We start from the raw sequence: 619 nt of genomic DNA, 5'->3' as shown, positions 1-619 counted from the left end.
ATGGCGCGTGAGCGCCGGACACGCCGCGCGGATGAGCGCGTACCGCTTTGCCAAGGAAAAAGAGGTGCTTGTAGATGCGTACCTAACACTTGACAGGCCGGGCAGGCCTCCGTGGCGGCGGGCTATTGTTACCTAGAGAGACTATTAATCCACTTGCCGTCTCAAGTGGCAGTGCCTGGTTGAAAAAGCTGCTTTCTTTGGTGACTTTCTTTGCAGCAGCAAAGAAAGTTACCCCCCCGCCGGGGAGGCGGCTACTGGACGAAAACGCAAGAACAAGAGCAGCAGCAAGCACCCTAAACCCATTTCCCAAACCGAACAATCTCACTCAAAGGCAACCGCGCCCGCGGCGCAGACTCCCGCTCAGCCAAGCCAGGAGGCAACGACTGCAAATCCCCATAGTGCGCAATAGAAATAAAACTCAAAACGGCAAACCTTTCAGGAATATCAAAAGCCGCACGAAACGCAGCACCATCAAACCCGCCCATAGCATGCGCCGCAAGCCCATGCGCATGGGCCTGCAAAAGCAGCGACAGCCCCGCCGCCCCCGCGTCATAACTGGCGCTAGGATTAGGCACATCCTTAGGCCCAATAGTATCGGTAAGCACAGCAATCAAAACCT

General features: G+C 56.1%; 1 protein-coding gene. It reads right to left on the bottom strand.

Annotated features, from left to right (window positions below):
• Positions 1–293 precede the first annotated feature (293 nt).
• On the bottom strand, positions 294–619 hold a 326-nt coding region (locus P7F28_RS17430; RefSeq protein WP_277185773.1), incomplete at its 5' end, for a nitroreductase family protein.

Origin of the sequence: Caballeronia sp. BR00000012568055, from assembly GCF_029439455.1 — a bacterium.
GTDB lineage: Bacteria > Pseudomonadota > Gammaproteobacteria > Burkholderiales > Burkholderiaceae > Caballeronia.
The sequence above is the reverse complement of the archived record's forward strand: the minus strand, read 5'-3'. Positions and strand labels throughout refer to the sequence as shown.